15 protein-coding genes are annotated in these 15,855 nt (G+C 72.7%); 7 read left to right on the forward strand and 8 right to left on the reverse strand.

Annotated elements, in window-relative coordinates; genetic code table 11:
* The first annotated feature begins 137 nt into the window (after positions 1-137).
* Positions 138-1,283, forward strand: a complete 1,146-nt coding sequence (locus ACIB24_RS11500; RefSeq protein ID WP_398279837.1) for a DUF4439 domain-containing protein — start codon at positions 138-140, stop codon at positions 1,281-1,283.
* Here ACIB24_RS11500 and ACIB24_RS11505 read toward each other — a convergent pair.
* Genes ACIB24_RS11505 through ACIB24_RS11515 form a run of 3 tightly spaced genes read right to left on the reverse strand, consistent with a single transcriptional unit; the run spans position 1,261 to position 4,254 of the window.
* A complete protein-coding gene (locus tag ACIB24_RS11505) occupies positions 1,261-2,082 on the reverse strand; it encodes an HAD family hydrolase (RefSeq protein ID WP_398279840.1) in 822 nt (273 codons plus the stop codon). The genes ACIB24_RS11500 and ACIB24_RS11505 overlap by 23 nt on opposite strands.
* Before the next feature lie 10 nt (positions 2,083-2,092).
* Complete coding sequence (locus ACIB24_RS11510) at positions 2,093-2,488, reverse strand: pilus assembly protein CpaE (RefSeq protein ID WP_398279843.1); 396 nt, start codon at positions 2,486-2,488, stop codon at positions 2,093-2,095.
* A gap of 14 nt (positions 2,489-2,502) precedes the next feature.
* Positions 2,503-4,254: a proline--tRNA ligase gene (locus ACIB24_RS11515; RefSeq protein ID WP_398280418.1), complete on the reverse strand. Its 1,752-nt coding sequence runs from the start codon at positions 4,252-4,254 to the stop codon at positions 2,503-2,505.
* A gap of 49 nt (positions 4,255-4,303) precedes the next feature.
* On the opposite strand from ACIB24_RS11515, the gene ACIB24_RS11520 reads away from it, so the two are divergent.
* From ACIB24_RS11520 to ACIB24_RS11545, 6 genes are all read left to right on the forward strand, one after another.
* Complete coding sequence (locus tag ACIB24_RS11520) at positions 4,304-4,735, forward strand: acyl-CoA thioesterase (protein WP_398279846.1); 432 nt, start codon at positions 4,304-4,306, stop codon at positions 4,733-4,735.
* 121 nt (positions 4,736-4,856) lie between these two features.
* The gene (locus ACIB24_RS11525; protein WP_398279849.1) at positions 4,857-5,714 is read left to right on the forward strand and encodes a S1C family serine protease; all 858 of its coding nucleotides are present in this window, start codon (positions 4,857-4,859) and stop codon (positions 5,712-5,714) included.
* Between the two features lie 9 nt (positions 5,715-5,723).
* Positions 5,724-6,734 carry an AAA family ATPase gene (locus ACIB24_RS11530; protein WP_398279852.1) on the forward strand — a complete coding sequence of 337 codons (1,011 nt, stop codon included), beginning with the start codon at positions 5,724-5,726 and terminating at the stop codon, positions 6,732-6,734.
* Positions 6,735-6,738: 4 nt separating this feature from the next.
* Positions 6,739-7,716, forward strand: coding sequence for a DUF58 domain-containing protein (locus ACIB24_RS11535; RefSeq protein WP_398279855.1), 978 nt, complete (start codon positions 6,739-6,741; stop codon positions 7,714-7,716).
* Positions 7,713-8,711: a vWA domain-containing protein gene (locus ACIB24_RS11540; RefSeq protein ID WP_398279858.1), complete on the forward strand. Its 999-nt coding sequence runs from the start codon at positions 7,713-7,715 to the stop codon at positions 8,709-8,711. The genes ACIB24_RS11535 and ACIB24_RS11540 overlap by 4 nt, the downstream gene beginning before the upstream one ends.
* A gap of 1 nt (position 8,712) precedes the next feature.
* The gene (locus ACIB24_RS11545) at positions 8,713-9,822 is read left to right on the forward strand and encodes a VWA domain-containing protein (RefSeq protein WP_398279861.1); all 1,110 of its coding nucleotides are present in this window, start codon (positions 8,713-8,715) and stop codon (positions 9,820-9,822) included.
* On the opposite strand, the gene ACIB24_RS11550 is transcribed toward ACIB24_RS11545, so the two are convergent.
* The 5 genes from ACIB24_RS11550 to ACIB24_RS11570 are packed head-to-tail and all read right to left on the reverse strand — an operon-like array spanning position 9,819 to position 15,831.
* Positions 9,819-10,670, reverse strand: a complete 852-nt coding sequence (locus tag ACIB24_RS11550; protein ID WP_398279864.1) for a GNAT family N-acetyltransferase — start codon at positions 10,668-10,670, stop codon at positions 9,819-9,821. The two genes, ACIB24_RS11545 and ACIB24_RS11550, sit on opposite strands and share 4 nt — an antisense overlap.
* 12 nt (positions 10,671-10,682) lie before the next feature.
* Positions 10,683-11,843: a flavodoxin-dependent (E)-4-hydroxy-3-methylbut-2-enyl-diphosphate synthase gene (ispG, locus tag ACIB24_RS11555; protein WP_398279866.1), complete on the reverse strand. Its 1,161-nt coding sequence runs from the start codon at positions 11,841-11,843 to the stop codon at positions 10,683-10,685.
* A 19-nt stretch (positions 11,844-11,862) separates the two neighbouring features.
* Positions 11,863-13,179, reverse strand: coding sequence for a M50 family metallopeptidase (locus tag ACIB24_RS11560; protein ID WP_398279869.1), 1,317 nt, complete (start codon positions 13,177-13,179; stop codon positions 11,863-11,865).
* Positions 13,180-14,355: a 1-deoxy-D-xylulose-5-phosphate reductoisomerase gene (gene dxr / locus ACIB24_RS11565; RefSeq protein WP_398279872.1), complete on the reverse strand. Its 1,176-nt coding sequence runs from the start codon at positions 14,353-14,355 to the stop codon at positions 13,180-13,182.
* Between the two features lie 9 nt (positions 14,356-14,364).
* On the reverse strand, positions 14,365-15,831 hold the full coding sequence (locus ACIB24_RS11570; RefSeq protein WP_398279874.1) for an NAD-dependent succinate-semialdehyde dehydrogenase: 1,467 nt from the start codon (positions 15,829-15,831) through the stop codon (positions 14,365-14,367).
* Positions 15,832-15,855 lie beyond the last annotated feature (24 nt).

The raw sequence follows: 15,855 nt of genomic DNA on the forward strand, positions 1-15,855 counted from the left end.
CCTCGATATGAGCGCCGAGAACGACCGCCCTGATCAGGCCAGGGCCGGTCGCACGACGATGATCGTGCGTCAGCACCCTACCCGCCACGCGAGGCGCCTCGGACACCCACGGGTCGCCACGTGGCAGGATCCCGGCTGTGGAGGAGGTGGGGTTGGAGCGTCGCGTGGTGCTGGCCGGACTGGCCGTGTTCGCGATCGCCGGCTGCACGAACCCCTTCGACTCCGACGGCGCGGGCCCGGCGGCGCAGGCCTCCCGCGGCGCCGAGCAGCAGGCCGTCGAGGCCGCCGTCGCGCGGGCCCGGGCCCTGCGCACGGGGGCCGCCGCCCTCGCGCAGGACGTCACCCAGAGCGATCGGGTCCGGGCGCTGATGCTCGACGTGACCCGCGACCACGAGGACCAGCTGGCCGCGCTGGGCGCACCGTTCGCGTCCACGTCCGGGACGGCGGGCGCCAGCCCGTCCGTGTCCCCCTCGACGTCACCCTCGCCCGCCGCCGGTGACCCCGCGGCCGCTCAGCTCGACGCCGAATGGTCCAGTGCGGTGCAGGCCTTCCAGGCCGGGCGGTCGATCGCCAGCGGTCCGCTCGCGCTGCTGCTGGTCCGGCTCGCGGCCTCCGACGCGGCGCACGCCGATCTGACGGCCACGGCGACCAAGGCCAGGGTTCCGGCGGAACTCACCGTCGAGAGCGCCTCTCCCGCAGCCGCTTCGGTGAGCCCGAGTGCCGGCCCGAGCCCCAGCCCCAGTCCGAGCGCAACGCCGTCGGTCACCCCCACGCCCTCCCCGGGGTCGGTGTTCGCCTCGCCGACGGAGCGGGCCCTGAACCGCCAACTGGCCGGTGAGCACGCCGCCGTCTACGCCTACCCGCTGGTGATCGCCCGGACGACGGGCGCCCGCCGGAAGCTGGCCCAGCAGCTGTGGGCCGAGCACCGGGCGCGGCGCGAGGTGCTGGTCGCCCGGCTCCTGAGCGCGGGGGTGGCGCCGGTGCAGTCGGAGCCCGCGTACGTCGTCCAACCGGTGCCGACGACCGCCGGTCAGGCCGCCGAGCTGGCCGCCCGGATCGAGGCGGCGCTGGCCACCCTGGCCGCCGACGTGGTGGCGACCGCCCCCGTGGGCGCGGACCGGGACGACGGCGCCGAGCAGCTCGTGCTCGCGGCCCGCCGCGCCGCGGGGTGGTCGGGCCGGACCGAGGGCCTGCCCGGTCGGCGGTCGGCGGACGCCCAGAGTTCCCCGAGCGCGCCCGCGACGACCGGCGCCCCGGCGCTCAGCGCGCCGGCCTCGACCTAGCGTTCCAGCCCTCGACCAGGCCCAGCACCTCGCCCAGCTCGTGGACGACGGCGTCGGGCTGGACGTCGACCGGCACCTGCTGGTCGAGGGGGATGTCGCTGTGGGGCACCAGGATCGCCCGCATCCCGACCCGCTGGGCGCCGAACACGTCCTCGAACGGACGGTCGCCGACGTACACACAGCGGCTCGCGTCGGTGCAGCCGAGCGCGGCCATCGCCGCCTCGAAAGCGGCGGGATGCGGCTTCACGTAAGGGATCTCGGAGGTGTAGACGGCGCCGTCCAGCAGTTGCAGGACGCCGTCGCGGGCGAACACCCGCTCGTGGTACTCCCGGGACCAGATCGTGTTGCTCAGGACGCCGGTCAGCACGCCGCGCTCGCGCAGGCCCGCCAGCAGGTCGGGCACCTGCGGGTCGACGATCGTGTGCGGCTCCCAGAACTCCTCGTACGCGGCCTGGGCGCCGAGGTAACCGGGGTGGTCGTCGCGGATCCCCGCGGCCTCCAGCACCTCCGCGAGCCGGGCGCTCCCGCCGTCCCGGCGCAGCCGCGCCCACGCCGCCTGCTCCGCCGCCAGCATCCGGCGGGCGAGCGCCGGTGCCCCGCCGGGCAACTCCTCGGGCAGGCCGCGGGCGTAGTGCTCGGCGTAGACGTGCCACTGGGCGGCCAGGTCGATCGTGTGCCACGGGGTGAGGGTGCCGCCCCAGTCGAAGATGACGGCATCGACCGGGCCGGTGCGTTCGATGTGCGGCAGGTCCGCGGGCGAGGCGACAGCCAGCTGAGGCCCTTCGGTCCCGGTATCCATGTCCCCAGTCCTATGTCAGGATCGCCAGAAGCGCTCGCGCATATGCCGATTCGGCGCTGCCGTCGACCTCCCGGTGCTCCTGCCCGTCCCGCTCCACCACGACCACCCAGCCGGGGTCCGCGGCCTCCAGGCGGCGGAACCGGCCACCGAGCATCGCGCGCAACTGCCCCTCACGCGGCAACCAGAGCACGTCGTTGGCCTGGACGCTGTCCAGCGCCCATTCCGTCGTCCCGTTGAAACCGAGGATCCGCCCGCCCGGCGTCTCGTGCACCTCGACGACCATGTCGCTGACCACGAACACCGTGTCGTCGATCCCCTTGTCGGGCACGACGAACCGGTCGCCGGGCTGCGGCTCCCAGGCCACGCCGGCGTCGCGCAGCCGGCGGGCGAGCTCGACGGAGATCACGCCATCAGCGTGCCTCAACCCCGCGGTCGTGTCGCCTCCAGAACGCGCTTCACGACCTCGCCGATCGGCACCTCGGTGCGCTCGCCGGTGGCCCGGTCCTTCAGCTCCACGACACCGTCGACCAGACCGCGGCCCACGGTGAGGATGGTCGGGACGCCGATCAGCTCGGCGTCCTTGAACTTCACCCCGGGTGAGACCTTCGGCCGGTCGTCGAACAGCACCCGCACGCCGACGGCCTCCAGCTCCAGCGCGAGCGCCTCGGCGGCCACGTGGACGGCCTCGTCCTTCCCGGTGGCCACGAGGTGCACGTCGGCCGGGGCGATCTCCCGCGGCCAGATGATTCCCAGGTCGTCGTAGGAGTTCTCGACGATCGCAGCGACCGCCCGGCTGACCCCGATGCCGTAGGAGCCCATGGTCACCGTGACGAGCTTGCCGTTCTCGTCGAGCACCTTCAGGTCGAGGGCCTCGGCGTACTTGCGGCCCAGCTGGAAGATGTGGCCCATCTCGATGCCGCGGGCCAGTTCCAGCGGCCCGGAGCCGTCGGGCGCCGGGTCGCCGGCGCGCACCTCGGCGGCCTCGATCACGCCGTCGGGGGTGAAGTCGCGGTAGGCGACCAGGTCGAAGACGTGCTTACCGGTCTCGTTGGCGCCGGTGATCCACGCCGTGCCGCTGACCACCCGCGGGTCGACCAGGTACCGGATGCCGCTGGCGCTCTTCTCCCCCAGCGCGCCGGGCCCGATGTAGCCCTTGACCAGCGCCGGGTACTTCTCGAACTCGGTGAACGCCTCGACCTCGGCCGGGCTGACCTGCGCCTCGAGCCGCTTGAGGTCGACCTCGCGGTCGCCGGGCAGGCCGACGACCAGCGGCTCCCGGGTGCCGTCGGGGTGCACGAGCACGACGACGACGTTCTTGAGCGTGTCGGCCGCCGTCCACGCGCGCCCGTCGGCGCGGGGGTGCTTCTCATTGGCGACCGCGACGAGCGTCTCGATGGTCGGGGTGTCGGGCGTGTCCTCGACGTGCGCGGCGGGCAGGCCGTCGAACGGGATCGGGTCGGGGACGACGGTGGTCACCGCCTCGACGTTGGCCGCGTAGCCGCCGGGCGAGCGGACGAACGTGTCCTCCCCGTTCTCGGCGACGGCCAGGAACTCCTCCGAGGCGCTGCCACCCATCGCACCCGACTGAGCCTGCACGATGACGTAGTCGAGGCCGAGCCGGTCGAACGTCCTGATGTAGGCGTCGCGGTGCCGCAGGTAGCTCTTCTCCAGGCCGGCGTCGTCGACGTCGAACGAGTAGCTGTCCTTCATCACGAACTCGCGGCCGCGCAGCAGGCCCGCGCGGGGCCGCGCCTCGTCGCGGTACTTGGTCTGGATCTGGTAGATCGCCAGCGGCAGGTCCTTGTAGGACGAGTACAGGTCCTTCACCAGGAGGGTGAACATCTCCTCGTGCGTGGGCCCCAGCAGGAAGTCGTTCCCGCGCCGGTCCTTCAGCCGGAAGATGTTGTCCCCGTACTCCGTCCAGCGGTTCGTCGCCTCGTAGGGTTCGCGCGGCAGCAGGGCCGGGAAGTGGACCTCCTGGAAGCCCGCCGCGTCCATCTCCTCGCGCACGATCCGCTCGATGTTGCGGTACACGAGGTAGCCCAGCGGCAGCCACGAGTAGATGCCCGGCGCCGCGCGCCGGATGTAGCCGGCGCGCACCAGCAGCTTGTGGCTGGGCACCTCGGCGTCGGCCGGGTCCTCCCGCAGCGTGCGCAGGAACAGGGACGACATCCTCAACATGCCTGCACCGTATCGGCTCGGCGCCTGGCACCATGCCCCGGTGACCTCGACCGAGCGGCCGACCCGGGCCGAGTTCCCCGCGCTGCGGCCGATCACCACCCGCTGGGCCGACAACGACCACTACGGGCACGTGAACAACGTCGTCTACTACGCCTTCTTCGACACGGCCGTGAACGGCTGGCTGATCGAGGCGACGGGCCTCGACGTGCGCACGCTGCCCGCCATCGGGCTGGTGGTGGAGACGAGCTGCCGGTTCTTCGCGCCGCTGTCCTTCCCCGAACCGGTCACCGTGGGACTGCGGTCGGAGCGGCTGGGGACGTCGTCGGTCACCTACTCGCTCGCGATCTTCGGCGCCGGCGCGGAGGCCGCGGCCACGGGCCGCTTCGTGCACGTCTACGTGGACGCCGCCACCCGCCGTCCGGTCCCCGTTCCTGAGGAGATCCGGGCCGCGCTCCACTCCCTCTCCCGTTGATCATGCGCAAACGCAGCAACGATGCTGCGTTTGCGCATGATCAACGAGGGGATGGGGGGTGGTAACGAAACTGTCACGGCCTGGGAGTGTCATTCCCCGGATCGGCACGTACATTCATGGAGTGGGGCAGGCACACTCCGTGCTCGGCGCCGACGGGACCGGCTCGGCCGGAACCGCCGGGGACCCCCCACCGCCCGAGAGACGACCACGCGTCCGCGCGGTCGTCGTCCCTCTGCTCGTCGTCCTGACGGTCGCGACGCTCGGGGTGCTCGCCGTCCGCTGGAGCGCCGGGACCGGTGACGCGGGGCTGAACGCCGCCCAGGTGAACCGGGCGGTGGCCACGGCGATCGCGAAGGCCCAGGAAGCGCAGGACCGGCGGCCGCCCGAGGCCGCCACCGCGTACCAGGCCATCCTCCCGTCGCTGGTGTCGATCAGCGCGAAGGTCGGCAAGGACACCGCCACCGGGTCCGGCACGGTGGTGAACGCGGACGGTTCGATCCTCACGGCGCTGCACGTCGTCGCCGGCAGCAAGGACGTGCGGGTCCGGTTCGCCGACGGCACCACCTCGCCCGCGGTGGTCGCGAGCAAGGAACCGGACGACGACATCGCCCACCTGCGGGTCGCGCGGCTGCCGTCGGTCGTGGTGCCCGCGGTGCTGGGCGGCGGCGTCCAGGTCGGCGACCCGGTCTACCCGGTCGGCAACCCCCTCGGGCTGACCGCGTCGCTGTCCGGCGGGCTGGTCTCGGGGCTGAACCGCCAGATCGAGAGCGAGGACGGCACGGTCCTGAAGGGGCTGATCCAGTTCGACGCCGCGGTCAACCCCGGCAACAGCGGCGGCCCGTTGCTGAACCGGGCCGGACAGGTGGTCGGCGTCGTCACCGGCCTGGCCAACCCCTCGCACCAGTCGTACTTCGTCGGGATCGGTTTCGCCGTCCCGATCGAGACCGCCGGGGGCGGCCCCGGCGGACCCATGAAATAGGGAGCCCCCATGGCAGACACGCCCCAGCACCCGCTCGAGCACGCGCTCTACCAGGTGAAGAAGACGATCGTCGGCCAGGACCAGCTGCTGGAGCGGATGTTCGTCTGCCTGCTGGCCCGCGGGCACCTGCTCGTCGAGGGCGTCCCCGGGCTGGCCAAGACCATGGCCGTGAAGGCGCTGGCCGGGGCCGTCGGGGGCGAGTTCCAGCGCATCCAGTTCACCCCCGACCTGGTGCCGGCGGACGTCGTCGGGACCCGGATCTACAACCAGCAGAAGGGCGAGTTCCAGGTCTCCCTCGGCCCGGTGTTCGCGAACCTGCTGCTGGCCGACGAGATCAACCGGGCGCCGGCCAAGGTGCAGAGCGCGCTGCTGGAGGTCATGCAGGAACGTCAGGTCACGATCGGGCGCGACACCTACCCGGCCCCCGACCCGTTCCTGGTGATGGCCACGCAGAACCCGATCGAGTCGGAGGGCACGTACCCGCTGCCCGAGGCGCAGGTCGACCGGTTCATGCTGAAGGTGCTGGTCGGGTACCCGTCCCCGGCCGAGGAGTTCGTGGTCGTCGAGCGGATGACGGGGGGTTTCGAACCGACCGCCCAGGTGCTCGACCTGGACCGGCTGCGCGACTACCAGCGGGCCACCGACGCCGTGTACGTCGACCCCGGCGTGATCGAGTACGCGGTAAAACTCGCGACGGCGACCCGGGATCCGGCGTCCGTGGGGCTGCCCGAGCTGGCGAAGTACGTCTCGTTCGGCGCCAGTCCCCGGGCCTCGATCAACCTGGTCATGGCCGCCAAGGCACTGGCGTTCCTGCGCGGGCGCGACTACGCCCTGCCGGGCGACGTGCGCGACCTGGCGGCCGACGTCCTGCGGCACCGGCTGGTGCTGTCGTACGAGGGGCTGGCGGACGACGTCTCGCCCGACGACCTGATCGGCCCGGTCGTCGGGGCGGTCACCGTCCCCGAGATCCCGATGCGCGAGACGGCTTCTCGCGGCCCGGCCGCCGCGCAGGAGAGGTGACGACGTGCTGTGGCGTCGCTCCCCCTCCCGGGCGCCCACGCCTGACCAGGGACCCGCCCCGGGCGCTGGGCCGGCCCCGGATACCGCCCCGGCCCTGACCCCGGAACGGGTGCTGCGCCGCCTCGAGTGGCGCGTGCTGCGCCGCCTCGACGGCCGCCTGCAGGGCGACCACCGCACGCTGTTCCGGGGCGCCGGCATCGACGTCGTCGACATGCGCGAGTACCAGCCGGGCGACGACCTGCGCCGCGTCGACTGGAACGTCACGGCCCGCACCGACGTACCGCACGTGCGCGAGTACCTGGAGGACCGCGACGTGACGGCCTGGCTGGTGCTGGACCGGTCGCCGTCCATGGGGTTCGGGCCGGTCGACCGGCAGAAGAACCTGGTCGTCGCCGAGCTGGCCGGTTCGCTGGCCCAGCTGCTCGTCCGGGGCGGGAACCAGGTGGGGGCCGTGCTTTTCGGCCACCGGGATGCGGGCGGGGCCCAGGAGGTGATCCCACCCGGGCACGGCCGGGCCCAGGTGCTGCGCATCCTGTCCCGGCTCCTGAACCCCCCGCACGGCACGAAGGGCACCACCGACCTGGCCGCACCGTTGCGCGCGCTGTCCGGGATCGCCCGGCGGCGCAGCCTGGTCGTGGTGGTCTCCGACTTCACCAGCACACCCGGCTGGGAACGGCCGCTGGGCGTGCTGTCCCGGCGGCACGACGTCCTGGCCCTGCAGGTGCTCGACCCGCGCGAGCACGAGCTGCCCGACATCGGGATGATCTACGTGGAGGACCCGGAGACCGGTGAGCAGCTGTTCGTCGACACCGCCGACGCCGGGTTCGGCGCCCGGCTGCGGGAGGTCGCGGCGCAGCACCAGGCCGACCTGGTCGAGAAGGTGCGCGCCGCGGGCACCGAGTTGCACACGGTCGGCACCGACGAGGACCTGGTCCGGGTCCTCACCCGCATCGCGGGCCTGCGCCGGCGGGGGCTGCGATGACCTTCGCCTGGCCCTGGCTGCTCGCCTCGCTGCTGCTGGTGCCCCTGGCCACCTTCGGGTACCTGCGGCTGCTGGAGCGGGCCGAGGCCCGCCGCCGGCGGCTGGCCGCCACCGGACTGGTCGCCCGCGCCCCCACCGGGCGCTCCGGGGCCCTGCGGCACCTGGCGCCCGGGCTGCTGCTGGCCGCGCTCGCCGTCTTGGGCGTGGGCCTGGCCCGGCCCACCGCGACGGTGAACGTCCCGCACCGCGAGGGCACCGTCGTCCTGGCCTTCGACACCTCGGCCAGCATGGCCGCCACCGACGTGGCTCCGACCCGGATGGCGGCCGCGAAAACGGCTGCGCAGCAGTTCGTCCGCCGCCAGCCGCCCGCGGTGCGGATCGCGGTGGTCGCGTTCGGCGGTCAGGGTCTGGTGACCCAGCCGCCGACCACCGACCGCAACCGGGTGCTGGCCGCCGTCGACCGGCTGCAGCCGGAGGGTGGGACGGCGCTGGCCCGGGGCATCCAGACGTCGCTGTCCGCGATCGCCGGGCACACCGTCGCACTGGAGGACCCGGAGGCCCCGGACTCGGGCACGTCAGCACCCGCACCGGACCTCGGCTACTTCTCCTCCGCCGCCGTGGTGCTCCTGTCCGACGGCGAGAACACCGACGACCCGGACCCCCAGCTGGCCGCCGAACTGGCCTCGACCGCGGGGGTGAAGGTCTACCCGGTCGGGCTGGGCAGCCCGCAGGGGACGGTGCTGACCGTCGACGGGTACCAGGTCGCCACCCGGCTCGACGAGGCCGGGCTCCAGCAGATCGCGAGAACCACCGACGGGCAGTACTTCCCGGCCGCCGACGCGGCCACGCTGGAGGAGGTCTACTCGTCGATCGACCTGGGCTGGACGGCGCGGGGCCAGAAGCAGGAGATCACCGGGCTCCTCGCCCTGGTCGCCCTCGGCCTGGTGGTGGCGGCCGCGGGTGTGACGGTCGTGCGGACCGGGCGGGTGATCTGACGTGGGCTTCGAATGGCCGCTGGCGCTGGTGGCGCTGATCGTCGTCCCCGCCCTGCTGGGCACCTACCTGTGGCAGCTGCGACGGCGGCGGCGGGCCGTCGTCCCGCACCCCGCCCTGGCGTTGCTGCGCGCCGCCCGGCCCGGCGGTGCGACGTGGCGCCGGCACGTGCCGGCCGCCCTGCTGCTCGCCGCCCTGGCGGCGCTCGGGCTGGCGGCCGCCCGCCCGCAGGCCCGGCTCGACGTCCCGGTGTCGGCGACGTCGGTGATCCTCGCGCTCGACGTGTCGGGTTCGATGTGCGCGACCGACGTCGCACCCAACCGGCTGACCGCGGCCGGAAACGCGGTGCGGGAGTTCGTGAGACAGCAGAAGGGCACGCGGATCGGCCTGGTCGCGTTCGCCGGGTTCGCCGACGTGGTGGTCGAGCCGACCACTGACAAGGACGCGCTCAACCAGGCGATCGACGCCCTGACCACGGGCCGGGGCACGGCCATCGGGGCGGCGATCCTGAAGTCCGTCGACGCCATCGCCCAGATCGACCCCGACGTGCAGCCGGTCGGCGACGCGCAGGACCCGGCCCAACCCCAGGGCCCCGACCCGGGCGCGGCGGTGCCGGCCGCCCAGCAGGCGCCGGAGATCGTCGTCCTGCTCACCGATGGCGCGAACACCCACGGGATCAGCCCCGAGGACGCCGCGAAGATCTCGGCCTCGCGCGGCGTGCGGGTCTACCCGATCGGTTTCGGCACCAGCAACCCGACGTCGATGGTGTGCAGCGCGGACCAGCTCGGCGGGCGGACGTTCGAGAACTTCGGGCAGGGCCAGTTCGGCTCGACGCAGGGCGTCAACGGCGGCGTCCCGGGCGGTCTCGGGGGCGCGGGCAGCCCGCTGGTGGCCGACGACGCCACGCTGCGACAGGTCGCCGACACGACCGGTGGCGAGTACTTCAGCGCCGGCGACGCCGACCAGTTGCAGCAGGTGTTCGACGAGCTGCCCCGGCACATGCGGGTCGAGCAGCACGACGTCGAGCTGAGCGCCTGGTTCGCGCTCTTCGGCGTCCTGCTGGCCGCCGGTGCCGTGGCCGCCGCCGTCCGCTGGACCGGGTTCCCGAATTAGAAGAGGATCGTGGCGTAGGTGCCGACCGAGCGGAAGCCGACCCGCTCGTAGGCCCGCACGGCGCGGGTGTTGTAGCCGTTCACGTAGAGGGAGACGGTCGGAGCGACCTCGCGGCGTACGGCCGCCACGACGGCCGCCATGGCCGGTGCGGCCACCCCGCGACCCCGCCACCGCGGGTTCACCCACACGCCCTGCACCTGGACGGCCTCGCGGGTGACGGACCCGAGCTCGGCCTTGAAGACCACCTGCGAACCGCCGGCCAGCTCCTCCATCCGCACGTACGAGCGACCCGCCGCGACCAGCGAGGCGACCTGGGTGCGGTAGACCGTGCCGCCGTCCGCGGCGATCGGCGAGTACCCGACCTCCTCGGTGAACATCGCGACGCACGCCGGGACCAGCACCTCCAGCTCGTCGACGCGGGTGCGCCGCACCAACGGGTCGGAGGCGACGTCGGGTTCGCGGGACATGGCCATCAGCGGCTGGTTGGCGCGCACGTCCCGCGCCGGCCCCCAGGACGACTGCAGGTGCTGCCACAGCGGCAGCACGTACTCGGCCGGGCCGACGATCGACGAGCACTGCCGGCCGTGCCGCCGGGCCCGGTGCGCGAACGCCTCCAGGGCCACCGGGGTCGCCTCGACGGGGACCAGGTTGGCGCCCGACCAGCAGACCGACCGCAGCCGGCCCGCCTCGTAGAAACCCCAGATCTCGCCCGTGTGCCGACGCGGGTCGAGCCGCACCGAGGTCAGGCGGGCCGCGACGAACAGGTTCGCGACCGGGTTGGTCGCGCACACCTCGAGGGCCTCGTCCAGGTCATCCCTGCCGAGGACTCTCAACGCCGAGCGGAGCACGCTCAATGAATATCAGCTGACGCTGACGGTGGGCTCGCCCTCGACGCCCTCGCCCAGCTCCTCGGCGATCCGCATGGCCTCCTCGATCAGGGTCTCGACGATCTTCGACTCGGGCACGGTCTTGATCACCTCACCCTTGACGAAGATCTGGCCCTTGCCGTTCCCGGAGGCCACGCCCAGGTCGGCCTCGCGGGCCTCGCCGGGCCCGTTCACGACACAGCCCATGACGGCGACCCGCAACGGCACGGTCAGCCCCTCCAGCCCGGCGGTGACCTGCTCGGCGAGCGTGTACACATCGACCTGGGCCCGCCCGCACGAGGGGCACGAGACGATCTCCAGCTTGCGCGGCCGCAGGTTCAGCGACTGCAGGATCTGCTGGCCGACCTTGACCTCCTCCACCGGCGGCGCCGACAGGGACACCCGGATCGTGTCGCCGATGCCCTGGCCGAGCAGGTGCCCGAACGCGACCGCCGACTTGATCGTGCCCTGGAACGCGGGGCCGGCCTCCGTCACGCCCAGGTGCAGCGGCCAGTCGCCCGCGGCCGCGAGCAGCTCGTAGGCGCGCACCATCACGACCGGGTCGTTGTGCTTGACGGAGATCTTGAAGTCGTGGAAGTCGTGCTCCTCGAACAGCGACGCCTCCCAGACGGCCGACTCGACCAGCGCCTCGGGCGTGGCCTTGCCGTACTTCTCCAGCAGCCGCTTGTCGAGCGAGCCGGCGTTCACGCCGATCCGGATCGACACCCCGGCGTCCTTCGCGGCCCGGGCGATCGCGCCGACCTGGTCGTCGAACTGCCGGATGTTGCCGGGGTTCACGCGCACCGCGGCGCAGCCGGCGTCGATCGCGGCGAACACGTACTTGGGCTGGAAGTGGATGTCGGCGATCACCGGGATCTGCGAGTGCTTCGCGATCTCCGGCAGCGCGTCGGCGTCGTCCTGCGAGGGGCAGGCCACCCGGACGATGTCGCACCCGGCCGCCGTCAGCTCGGCGATCTGCTGCAGGGTGGCGTTGACGTCGGACGTCAACGTCGTGGTCATCGTCTGCACCGAGATCGGGGCGTCGCCGCCGACCAGCACCTTGCCGACCTTGATCTGACGAGACGCCCGGCGCGGCGCCAGGACGGGCGGAGCCTCGTTGGAACGGATGCCGGGCAATCCCAGGGACACACTCATGGGTTCATTGTCCCTCAGGTCAGCCACCCAGCCGGACCGGGTTCACCACGTCGGCGAAGATCAGCACCGCGGAGAACCCGAGCAGCACGCAGGCCACCCCGTAGGCCAGCGGCAGGGCCCGGGCCACGTCGACCGGCCCGGGGTCGGCGGCCCCGCGCGCCTGCGCCCAGCGGCGCCGCACGCCCTCCCACAGCGCCCCGGCCACGTGCCCGCCGTCCAGCGGCAGCAGCGGGATCAGGTTGAACACGAACAGGGCCATGTTCAGCGAGACCAGCAGCGACAGCAGCTGCACCACCATGTCGGTGGTCGTGGTGTCGGACGAGCTGGTCACCTCGCCGGCCAGCCGGCCGACCCCCACGACACTGATCGGCCCGTTGGGGTCGCGCTCGCCGCCGCCGATGGACTGCACGACGCCCACCATCTTGCTCGGGATCTGCAGCACGACGCCCGCGGTCGCGGTCAGTCCGTCCCAGACCACGCCCGGCACGTCGGTGACCGACTGCCGCTGGTAGGTGCTGGCCGGCGTGACGCCGAGGAACCCGACCTTGGTCAGCACCGGGTTGCCGTCGGCGTCGAGCACCGGGTTGCCGTCGGCGTCGAGCTGGTTGCGCGCGTCGAGCTGCGGCGTGGCCCGGATGGTCAGGGCCTGCCCGGCGCGCTCGATGCCCAGGGTCAGGGGCTGGCCGGCGCCCGAGCGGATCGCCTTCTGCATCTGCGACCAGCTGGTGGTGCGCACCCCGTTGATCGACGTGATGGTGTCGCCGGGCTTCAGGCCGGCCTGCGCGGCGGGCGCCGGTCGGCTGTCGGCCCCACAGGTCGCGTCGGCGGGCGCCGAGACCGGCAGGATGCACTGGGAGACCGACTTCAGGGTCGTCGTCTGGGCGGTCAGCCCGATGCCGCACAACCAGACGGTGAGCAGGACGACGGCGATCACCAGGTTCATCGTCGGCCCGCCGAGCATCACGACGAGCTTCTGCCAGACCGGCTTCGTGTAGAAGAGGCGCTCGGGCAGCTCATCACCGATCTCCTGCGCCGAGTCGTGACGGGCCTGCTCGATCAGCAGGCCGAACCGGCCCGTGGTGTCGGCGCGGGCCCGCTTGCCGGGCTGCGGCGGGAACATGCCGACCATTCGCACGTAGCCGCCCAGCGGGATGGCCTTGACCCCGTACTCCGTCTCGCCCCGCCGGGTCGACCACAGCGTCGGGCCGAACCCGATCATGTACTGGGTGCACTTGACGCCGAACCGCTTGGCCGGCGCGAGGTGGCCGATCTCGTGCAGGGCGATCGAGAGGGCGATGCCCACCACGAAGACCAGCACGCCCACCAGGTACGCCATCTACAGCGCCACCCTTCCATCCAGCATCTCGACCGTCCGTCCCCGAGCCCAGCGATCGGCCTCGAGGACCGACTCCAGGCTCAGCGCCTGCGGCGCCTCGTGGTCGGCCACCACGCGGGCCACCGTGTCCACGATGTCCGTGAAGGCCAGTTCTCCGCGCAGGAAACGGTCGACGCAGACCTCGTTCGAGGCGTTGTACACGGCAGGATACGTCTCAGCCCGGTCACCACATTCCCGGGCGAGCCGGACCGCGGGGAAGGCGGCGTCGTCCAGGGGGAAGAACTCCCAGGTGGCGGCCGTGGTCCAGTCGCAGGCCGGAGCGGCTCCGGGCACCCGGTCGGGCCAACCCAGGCCGAGGGCGATCGGGAGCCGCATGTCGGGCGGCGAGCACTGAGCCATGGTGGACCCATCGGCGAACTCGACCATGGAGTGAACGATCGACTGGGGGTGGACGACCACCTCGATGCGCTCGAAGGGCACCCCGAACAGCAGGTGCGCCTCGATCACCTCCAGCCCCTTGTTCACCAGGGTGGCCGAGTTGGTGGTCACGACCGGGCCCATGGCCCAGGTGGGGTGGGCCAGCGCCTGGGCCGGGGTGACCCCGGTCAGCTGCTCGCGGGTCCAGCCCCGGAAGGGCCCGCCGGACGCCGTGAGCACCAGTTTCTCGACCTCGGCGGCGGTACCCGAGCGCAGGGCCTGGGCCAGGGCCGAGTGCTCGGAGTCGACGGGCACGATCTGCCCCTCGCCTGCGGCCCCGGTGACCAGGGCGCCGCCGATGATGAGCGACTCCTTGTTGGCCAGGGCGAGCACGGAGCCGGCCGCCAGGGCGGCCAGGGTCGGGGCCAGGCCGATGGCCCCGGTGATCCCGTTCAGGACGACGTCTGAAGGTATGCGGGCCGCTTCGGCGGCCGCTTCGGCGCCCGCCAGGATGCGCGCATCGGACCCCGCCCGGGCCAGTTCGGCGGCCAGAGGCCCCGCCGCCGACTCGTCATGGACCGCGACGGCGGCCACCTGGAACTCTGCGGCCTGAGCGGCCAAGAGCCCCACGTCGCGCCCGCCGGCGGCGAGCGCCACCACCCGGAATCTCTCGGGATTGCGCCGGACGACGTCGAGCGCCTGGGTACCGATGGAACCGGTCGAGCCGAGCAGGACGACGTCTCTCACCGCGGAACTCACGGGAAGAACCTAGAGCGCCACTCCGACGTATTTGGTCTCGAGGTACTCCTCGATGCCCTCGAAGCCGCCCTCGCGGCCGAAACCGGACTGCTTCACCCCGCCGAAGGGGGCGGCCGGGTTCGAGACGATCCCCTGGTTCAGCCCGACCATGCCGGTCTCCAGGCCCTCGGCGATCGACAGCGCCCGGCTCAGGCCCTCGGTGAACACGTAGGCGACGAGCCCGAACTCCGTGTCGTTGGCCATGGCCAGCGCCTCGGCGTCGGAGTGGAACGTGGTGATCGGTGCGACCGGGCCGAAGATCTCCTCCGACAGCAGCCGCGCGCCCGGCTCGACGCCGCCCAACACGGTGGGCGCGTAGAAGTACCCGCGCTCCCCCACCCGCGCCCCGCCGGTCAGCACCTTCGCGCCCGAGTCGACCGCGTCGACCACCAGCTCCTCGACCTTGTCCCGCGTGGCGGCGTCGACCAGCGGGCCGACGTCCACGCCGTCCTCGCTGCCGCGCCCGACCTTCAGGGCCCCCATCCGCTCGGCCAGGCGGCGGCCGAACTCGTCGGCGACCGACTCGTGCACCAGGAACCGGTTGGCCGCCGTGCAGGCCTCCCCGGCGTTGCGCATCTTGGCCAGCATCGCGCCGTCCACGGCCTTGTCCAGGTCCGCGTCGGCGAAGACCAGGAACGGCGCGTTGCCGCCCAGCTCCATCGAGACCCGCAGCAACTGCTCGGCGGACTGCTCGACCAGCTTCTTGCCGACCTCGGTCGAGCCGGTGAAAGACAGCTTGCGGAGCCGGTCGTCGCGGATCAGCGGCTCGACGAGCTGGCCGGTGCGCGAGGTGGTGACGACGTTCAGCACGCCGTCGGGCAGCCCGGCCTCGGTGAGGATGCCGGCCAGCGCGTACATCGACAGCGGGGTGAGCGTCGCGGGCTTGACCACCATCGTGCAGCCGGCCGCGATCGCCGGCCCGATCTTGCGGGTGCCCATGGCCAGCGGGAAGTTCCACGGGGTGACGAACAGGCAGGGCCCGACGGGCTGCTTCATGGTGAGCAGCCGGGTGGCGCCGTTGGGGGCCACCGACCAGCGTCCCGAGATCCGCACGGCCTCCTCGGAGAACCAGCGGAAGAACTCGGCGGCGTAGGTGATCTCCCCCTTGGACTCGGCGACGGTCTTGCCCATCTCCAGGGTCATCAGCAGGGCGAGCTCGTCGATCCGGCGGGTGATCAGCTCGAACGCGCGGCGCAGGATCTCGCCGCGTTCGCGCGGCGGCGTGGCGGCCCAGTCGGCCTGGGCGGCGACCGCGGCGTCGAGGGCCGCGCGCCCGTCCTCGACCGTCGCGTCGGCGACCTCGGCGATCTGCTCACCGGTCGACGGGTCCTCGACGGGCACCGTCTTCCCGGAGCTCGACGGCAGCCACGAGCCGCCGATGAACAGGCCCCCTGGAGCCGCCTTGACGATCTCCGCCTCGCGCTCGCTGAGACTCACGCTCACAGCCGCTCACTCCTTACA

It is taken from the genome of Spongisporangium articulatum, from assembly GCF_044465595.1.
In the GTDB taxonomy this organism is placed as follows: domain Bacteria; phylum Actinomycetota; class Actinomycetes; order Actinomycetales; family Kineosporiaceae; genus Spongisporangium; species Spongisporangium articulatum.